Annotated in this window: 7 protein-coding genes; 4 read left to right on the top strand and 3 right to left on the bottom strand. The window is 70.1% G+C overall.

Going from position 1 to position 7069, the window contains the following annotated elements:
* On the bottom strand, positions 1 to 203 hold a 203-nt coding region (locus AB0C29_RS26165; protein ID WP_360825116.1), incomplete at its 3' end, for a hypothetical protein.
* Between the two features lie 211 nt (positions 204 to 414).
* On the opposite strand from AB0C29_RS26165, the gene AB0C29_RS26160 reads away from it, so the two are divergent.
* Both AB0C29_RS26160 and AB0C29_RS26155 read left to right on the top strand, forming a co-directional pair.
* A complete protein-coding gene (locus tag AB0C29_RS26160; RefSeq protein ID WP_360825113.1) occupies positions 415 to 1629 on the top strand; it encodes a cytochrome P450 in 1215 nt (404 codons plus the stop codon).
* A gap of 107 nt (positions 1630 to 1736) precedes the next feature.
* Positions 1737 to 2870: a hypothetical protein gene (locus AB0C29_RS26155; RefSeq protein WP_360825110.1), complete on the top strand. Its 1134-nt coding sequence runs from the start codon at positions 1737 to 1739 to the stop codon at positions 2868 to 2870.
* 21 nt (positions 2871 to 2891) lie between these two features.
* Here AB0C29_RS26155 and AB0C29_RS26150 read toward each other — a convergent pair whose 3' ends face one another.
* Positions 2892 to 3752 (bottom strand): helix-turn-helix transcriptional regulator, encoded by an 861-nt coding sequence (locus AB0C29_RS26150; RefSeq protein ID WP_360825107.1) that lies wholly within the window; start codon positions 3750 to 3752, stop codon positions 2892 to 2894.
* 117 nt (positions 3753 to 3869) lie between these two features.
* Between AB0C29_RS26150 and AB0C29_RS26145 the strand changes: the two genes are divergently transcribed.
* A complete protein-coding gene (locus tag AB0C29_RS26145; protein WP_360825104.1) occupies positions 3870 to 4817 on the top strand; it encodes an alpha/beta hydrolase in 948 nt (315 codons plus the stop codon).
* 80 nt (positions 4818 to 4897) lie between these two features.
* Here AB0C29_RS26145 and AB0C29_RS26140 read toward each other — a convergent pair whose 3' ends face one another.
* Entirely contained in the window at positions 4898 to 6424 is a 1527-nt protein-coding gene (locus AB0C29_RS26140) for a family 20 glycosylhydrolase (RefSeq protein WP_360825101.1), read from the bottom strand.
* Positions 6425 to 6538: 114 nt separating this feature from the next.
* On the opposite strand from AB0C29_RS26140, the gene AB0C29_RS26135 reads away from it, so the two are divergent.
* A partial coding sequence (locus AB0C29_RS26135) for a GNAT family N-acetyltransferase (RefSeq protein WP_360825098.1) occupies positions 6539 to 7069 on the top strand: 531 nt, incomplete at its 3' end.

Raw genomic sequence — 7069 nt, 5'->3', positions numbered from 1 at the left:
CGCGTGTGCAGGGCGCGCCAGGTCGCGTACGCCATCACGCCGACCGTCGCGATGCAGACCGGGACGCCGAGGCGCAGAGCGGCCGCGCCCGGCAGCATCGAGAGCAGCAGCAGGACCGGCACCACGACCAGCGCGAGCTGCAGTGCCGCGACGAGCAGGAACCCGGCCAGCGCGGTCGCCGATGCCAGCACCCTCTTCTGCACGCGGCTAGCCTAGGGCCCGCCTACGACCACGCCATGGCCGCCGCTCCGCCGGACGGTCACGATTGAGCCCCGAACAAGGGCGGTGACGTGCGCGGACCCGGCGTGTCGGCCCGCCGTACCGGTAAGAAGATTTAAGGAAGATTTCGGGACGTTCACGCCGGCGACACACCGCCGCCGTTTCGGCGGCGGCCTCGTGGGGATCCACGACCGCATGACTGACCTCGATCAGACTCTCGTGGCCGGCATCAAGGGCTACGCCTGGCTGCCCGATCTCCGCCGCCGGCATCACGACCGGCCCGTGCCGCTGCGGGTGCTGGGCCGGCGGGCGGTGGCGATCTGCGGACCGGAGGCCGTGCGGTTCTTCTACGACGAGAGCCACCTCGAGCGGCACACCGCTCTGCCGCATCCGGTCGTGGCCACGCTGTTCGGCCAGGGCGCGGTGCACACTCTCGACGGGGAGGCGCACCGGCACCGCAAGGCGCTGTTCGTCGCGCTGCTGATGAACGACGGCATCGACGTGCTGGCCAAGCTGGTCGGCGAGTCGTTCGACGAGGCGGCGGAGAGCTGGCGCGGCCGGTCGCCGGTGACTCTCTTCGACGAGACGGCCCTGGTCATCGCCCGCGCGGTGACCCGGTGGGCCGGCATCCCGGTCACTGACGACGAGCTGCCGAAACTGGCCGCCGACCTGGTCGCGATGGTGGACGGCTTCGCGACCCCGGGCCCAAGGCACTGGCGCGCCCTGGCGGCCCGCCGCCGGCGCGAGCGCTGGCTGGCCACAAAGATCGAGGGGGTACGCAGCGGCGACGTCATCGCACCGGCCGACGCGGCGATCACCACGATCGCGCACTTCCGCGAGGACGGCGAGCCGCTCGAGCCCCGTACGGCGGCCGTGGAACTGATCAACATCATCCGCCCGGCGACAGCGGTCGCGTGGTTCGTCGCGTTCAGCGCGCACGCCCTGGAGCGCTGGCCGCAGCACCGCCGCCCGTTGCGGGACGGCGACGACGAGTTCACCGCGGCCTTCGTGCACGAGGTGCGCCGCTTCTACCCGTTCGCCCCGTTCCTCGGCGGCCGGGCGATCGCCGACCTGACCTTCGCCGGTCAGCCCATCCCGAAGGGCGCCCTGGTGCTGCTCGATGTCTACGGCCAGAACCATGACCACCTGCTCTTCCCTGAGCCGTACGAATTCCGTCCGGAGCGTTTCGTGGACCGGCCGATCGGCGACTTCGACCTGATCCCGCAGGGTGGCGGCGATCCCCGCACGGGTCACCGCTGCCCGGGCGAACGGATCACGGTCGCCCTGCTGGGCACCCTGGTGCAACGGCTGGCCCGGCTCGACTACCACCTGCCCCCACAGGACCTGAGCATCAATCTGAGCCGCATCCCGGCCCGGCCGGAGAGCGACGTGGAAATCGTAGTTCCGTGAACCACAAAGGATCTCTTACGAGGTCCTTACGGTCAGGCCGCGCCCCTCGCGCCGACCGTCGACAGCTGTGACGCTGATGGGCATTCCACCTGTCGAGGGAGATGTTCATGGGGGCGATGAGGCGTGCGCCGGTGGTGGCGGTGGTCGGAGCGATCGCTGTCAGCCTGGCCGGTGCGGTGCCGGCCGAGGCGGCGGCGACCTGGCGGATAGCGGCGGAACCACCGCTGAAACCGGCGAGCCGGCTGGTCGACGTGAGCGCGACCGGGCCGGCTGACGCCTGGGCGGTGGGATATCAGGACAACGCGTACGGGCGCATTCCGGTCGAGCCGGCTGCGCTGGTGCGGTGGAACGGCAGGACGTGGTCGGAGAGCCTCCTGCCCGCGCCGTTCGACTCACCCGAGGCGGTGAGCGCGGTGGATCCCTCGAACGTGTGGGCGGTCGGGCAGGACGACAGGCAGTTGCCGTACGCGGCTCGCTGGGACGGCACGGCCTGGCAGGGCATGTCGGTGGCCGACCAGGGCCGGTTCAGCGACGTGGCGGCCCGCAACGGCAGGCCGCTGATCGTCGGGGCTCGGCGCGCGGGTGGCGCTCTTGTCATGGAGTGGGACGGCCAAGGTTTGCGCGAGGTGGTCGTGCCGGGCAGTGACAGGTGGAGCGGGGGCCTGCAGACGGTGGCGACCGCACCGGGCGGTGCTGCGTTCGCGGTCGGCTCGTGGCACGTCGACGACGCTGGTTACCCGGAACCACTGATCGTGCAGCGCACCGGCGGCACCTGGCGGGTGGCGGCGCTGCCGAAGGTGCCCGGTGCGCGGCTGACCGGCGTGCACGCGCGCTCGGCGACTGACGCGTGGGCGGTCGGGACGATCGAGTACGACTCGTCTCGGCCGAAGCCGCTGATCATGCACTGGGATGGTGTCTCGTGGCAGCGCGTGGCCGCACCGACCGAGTCGGCCGATCTGTGGGCCGTCGGCGGAGACGCTGCGGGGAATCTGTGGGTGACCGGAAGCAACCCGAGCGAGCCGTACGGGGTGTCGTACCCGGGGTCGCTGTTCCTGCGCTACCAGGGCGGGAAGTGGAGTGTGGTCTACGGGCCGAAGGTTCGGGCTGACAATCCGTTCTGGGCGGCGGATCCGTTCCTGTCGGCGGTGGAGAACATTCCGGGGACGTCGGCGTTATGGGGAGTCGGGACGGTTTCGGATCCGGCGAGGGACCACGTTGCCCTGGTGGAGCGGATCGGGTGACGCCTTGGCCGGCCGGTCGAGTTACGACAGCTGATCGACGACGATGACCTTCCGCGGCGTGACGACCCGGTCGGCGAGCACGGTGGCCGCGTGGGCGGCGAGCAGGGTGAGAGCATCGGCGTCGCTGGTTCCCGCGGTCGTGTGGTAGACGGTCAACGACTGTCCGACCTGCCCGCTGACCTGGAAGGTCTCGAAGTTCACGGTGAAATCGCCCACCACGGGATGCGCGAATCGTTTGCGGCCGGTGGACTTGACGGTGACGTCGTGCCGGGCCCAGAGCTGGGCGAAGACCGGGCTTTTCAATGTCAGCTCGCCCACCAGGGCCGCAAGTCGGGAACTGCCGGGGTCGGCATCGGCTCGCAGCCAGGCCACCGCTCGGCCGGCCTGCTCCTCCCAGTCCGGAAAGAGCGCCTGTTCCGCGGGGTCGAGAAACAGCAGCCGGACCAGATTCCGGTCGCGCGCCAAGCTTGGATGAATGGCCAGCGCCAGGCCGGTGCAAGCGAGCACATCGCCGTACCGGTTCTGCACGATCGCCGGTGTGTCGTGCCACCGTCCCAGCAGCGCGATCAGGCCGGAGTCGACGTGGTCGGATTCCCCGGCCGAGCGCTGCGGCCGGGCAAGCTGCTGAAGGTGCGCCACGGCGTCGCCGTCCAGGGAGAAGACCCGGCCCAAGGCGTTGATCACCTCGGCCGACGGGTGCCGTTCCCGGCCTTGCTCCAAGCGCACGTAGTAGTCGGTGCTCACGCCGGCCAGCACTGCCACCTCGTCGCGGCGCAGGCCCGGCACGCGCCGACGGCCACCGACGGGCAGACCCACGCTGCCGGGGCCGGTGTGCTCACGGCGGGCGCGCAGAAAGTCGCCAAGCGGATTGTCTGTCTGCACCTACCAAGGTTAGGCACGGCGATCACCGGGCCGGGTAGGTGTGGGACTCCTATGGTCGCGCTGACCATGAACCGCTCGGCCTTCTTACCCTCGGCGCCGGCGCGGAAAGTCGTTCGCATGACTGATACGAAGACGGCCCCCGCTGCGACGGCGGAAGAGATCGAGCAGTTCATCCGCACCTACGCCGCGGGCTTCGGCGCCACGCTGCGCTCCCCGGTCTGGCACAGTCCGGCGGAGGCAGGCCTCGACTTCCACGAGATCACGTTCCCGTCCACCGACGGCGTGCCGTTGGAGGGCTGGTACATCCCCGCCCCCGGGTCGGACAAGCTGATCATCGCCAACCACCCGCTGTGGTTCAGCCGTTCCGGCCTGCCGGCGCACATCGAGCCGTGGAAGTCGATGTGGGCGCCGACGGGTAACGACAACGAGGTCGACTTCATCCCGGACTACAAGATCCTGCACGACGCCGGATATCACGTGCTCGCTTACGACCTGCGTAACCTCGGTGCGAGCGGCGCCGCCAACGGCGGCGTCATCTCCGCCGGCGTGTACGAGGCCCGCGACGTGCTGGGCTCTCTGGCGTACGTCCGCAGCCGCCGGGACCTCGATCACCTGACCATCGGACTGTTCAGCCGATGCATGGGCGCCAACGCCACCATGTTCGCGATGCGGGCCGAGCCGGCCGCGTTCGACGGCGTCCGGGCCATGGTCGCGCCACAACCCCTGTCGCCGCGGGTCACCATGGAGCAGTCGCTGGTCGCGGCCGGCATCCCGGCACGTTACATCGACGAACTGGAACAGCGGGTCCGGCTCCACAACGGCTTCCGGCTCGACGACATGTCACCGGTCCAGCCGGCCCGCAGCGTCAACGTCCCGACGTTGCTCTACCAGGTACGCGACGACGTGCTCACCCGGCCGGACGACATCCAGGCCGTCTACGACAACATCACGGTCGAGAAGGACCTGTTCTGGATCGAGGACAGCACCCGCCGGTGGGACGGTTACCGGTATTTCGCCCAGAACCCCGGGCGCATCCTGGACTGGTTCGACCGCCACATGAGCTGACCGGCGGGTCATCGGCCGCCCTCCTCGAGACTGTTCGAGGTGGGCGGCGGGTGCTCAATCCTGACCCTCTGAAAGACGCTTCAGGTCCAGGGAATCTCCGGCGACGCGTGGAAGGCGATGCCCTGGTTACGCCAGCGGGGACCGAAAGCCGCCAGCCGCTGCCGGAACGACTCCCAGTCGTGCGTAGCGCGCGGGGACCAGCCGATCTCCGCGACAGCCGGCAGGCGCGGGAACGTCATCGTCTGCACGTCCGCAAGGCTGCGCAGCGTTTCCGACCACAGCGGCGCCTCGACGCCGAGGAGGTGTTGCTCTGATACGCCCGGGAGGCGGTCTGCCGGGTCCCAGTCGTACGACCGTTCGACGTTGATCACGCCGGCCCAGTCCAGGCCCGGCTGGCTGTCGGGGGTGTACTTCATGTCCAGGTAGCTGCGGTCCGCCGGGGACATGATCACTTTGCTGCCGTTGGCGGCGGCGCGGGCGGTGCCCTCGTCGGTTGCTTCGATTCGCCAGTACTGGGCGATCGCCGTCTCCGGGAGCTCCACGCCGGCCATCTCGTGCCAGCCGACGACGCGCTTGCCGTACTTGGCGACCAGCGGCAGCACCCGCTGGATGAACGTGCGGTAGTCCTCCGCCGTCGTGGCCTGGGCCTCGTCGCCGCCGATGTGCAGGTACGGGCCGGGGGTCAGCGCCGCGACCTCGCGGACGACGTCCTCGACGAACGCGTACGTCTCTTCCTTGTCCGCGACCAGCGAGCTGTAGCCGACCTCCATGTCGGTACGCGGTGCCACCGCGACGCCGTCGGCGGTCAGCTCGGGGTACGCGACCTGCGCCGCGTTCACGTGTCCCGGCATGTCGATCTCCGGCACGATCGTCACGAACCGGTCGGCCGCGTAGCCGACCAGCTCGGTGTAGTCCGCGCGGGTCAGGAAGCCCGGCCCGGTGCCGTCCACGCCCGTGCCCTCACCACCGCTGACCTCGGTGAGCTTCGGCCAGCCGTCGATCTCCAGCCGCCAGCCCTGGTCGTCGGTCAGGTGCAGGTGCAGGTGATTGATCTTGAACTGGACCAGCGAGTCGATGTACGCCTTGATCTCGGCGACGGTGAAGAAGTGCCGGGCGATGTCGAGCATCGCGCCGCGGTACGGGAACCGGGGGCGGTCGACGATCTCTCCCCCGGGCAGCACCCATGCGCCCTGCTGCGGGCCGGGCGCGTCGATCGCGGCGGGCAACAACTGCCGCAGCGTCTGCACGGCGGCGAACAGCCCAGCCGCGGCGGCAGCCCGCACCGTAACGCCGGAAGCGCTGACCTCGAGCCGGTAACTTTCGTCCGGGGCGCCGTCGAAGTCGCCGTCCGCGTCGAGATCGGGGGCGGGGTCGAGCAGCAGGGCGATCTCACCGGAGTCCTCGCCGACCGGCAGCGCGTACCCGGTGGCCGGGCGCAGCAGCGCGGCGAGGTACTCACCGATCCGGCGAGCCTCGGTCGAACCGGGCGCCGTGCGGATCGCCGTACCGTCGCCGATGGTGAAGTCGGCGGCCGGGTCGGGCCGCACCTCGGCCGGCACCGGGATCACGTCGCCGAGGCCTCTGCGCTGGAATGCCGGTTCGCTCACCGCTTCATCCTCCCGTTCCGGACCGTCGATCGGTCGGTCGGCACGACTCTAAACCCTCTTTCCAGTTTCGGGACGCCCCGATGGCCCGCGTCACGCCGCCGTTATCGTGACGCCATGGCGATCACCATCCGGCGCGCGGTCCCGGCGGACGCGGCTGAGCTGCACCGGCTTGCGGCCGACACCTTCGGTCTGGCTACCCCGCCGGGCACGCTTCAGACCGACATCGACGCTTTCATCGCCGAACATCTCGCTCTGGCGAGCTTCGAGAAATACCTGGCCGACCCGGCGCGGATCCTGCTGCTGGCCGAGGACGCCGGCGAGGCGGTCGGGTACGCGATGCTGATCGGCGGCCCGATCCAGGATCCGGAACTGGCCGCCGTGGTTCGTTCCGCCGACGACTCGGCTGCTGCACCGGCGATTGAGCTCAGCAAGTTTTATGTCGCCGCGCGGAACCACGGGTCCGGCATCGCCGCCACGCTGATGACGGCGACGCTCGAGGCCGCCGCGGCCACCGGGGCGCGGCTCTGCTGGCTGGGCGTCAACCAGCGCAACGAGCGGGCGGCCAAGTTCTACGCGAAGCACGGCTTCGAGATCATCGGCACGAAGAAGTTCCTGGTCGGCGACGTCTGGCACGACGACCACGTG

The sequence above is a fragment of the Actinoplanes sp. NPDC048791 genome (genome assembly GCF_040650095.1).
In the GTDB taxonomy this organism is placed as follows: Bacteria; Actinomycetota; Actinomycetes; order Mycobacteriales; family Micromonosporaceae; genus Actinoplanes.
Note: the sequence above shows the minus strand (reverse complement) of the source record. Positions and strands in the feature narration are given on the sequence as shown.

Coding starts and splice junctions, on each gene's coding strand:
- AB0C29_RS26145 (WP_360825104.1), top strand. CDS start 3,870: ATGACTGATACGAAGACGGCCCCCGCTGCGACGGCGGAAGAGATCGAG.
- AB0C29_RS26160 (WP_360825113.1), top strand. CDS start 415: ATGACTGACCTCGATCAGACTCTCGTGGCCGGCATCAAGGGCTACGCC.
- AB0C29_RS26155 (WP_360825110.1), top strand. CDS start 1,737: ATGGGGGCGATGAGGCGTGCGCCGGTGGTGGCGGTGGTCGGAGCGATC.